We start from the raw sequence: 318 nt of genomic DNA on the forward strand, positions 1-318 counted from the left end.
GGAATATATTTAATAAGTGAGAGTGATATTAATTTGTTAAGTTTGAGGTGAAAATGGGATATAAAGTAAAGAAATTCATCATGAGTAGTGGAGAGCGAGGATGCCTGATCCTTGATAAAAAAAGTAATCTACCAACTTACTATCAAAATCTATTTCTTACTACAGACATAAGAAATAGAGGCGCAACAGCCTCAACGATGGAAATAGTTGCAACTAACTTACTAATTTTCAGTAATTTCTTGGATGGTAGGGGAATTGATATAATTGAACGAACAACGATAATACCAGATGAAATAACCTCTTTAATTAGTTATATGC

General features: G+C 31.8%; 1 pseudogene. It reads left to right on the forward strand.

Annotation, left to right across the window (positions count from 1 at the left end):
- Positions 1-53 precede the first annotated feature (53 nt).
- Positions 54-318 (forward strand): annotated as a pseudogene (locus IM273_RS22355) (site-specific integrase); the annotation flags it as partial.

The organism is Enterobacter cloacae complex sp. P13B (assembly GCF_014895915.1).
GTDB lineage: Bacteria > Pseudomonadota > Gammaproteobacteria > Enterobacterales > Enterobacteriaceae > Enterobacter > Enterobacter bugandensis.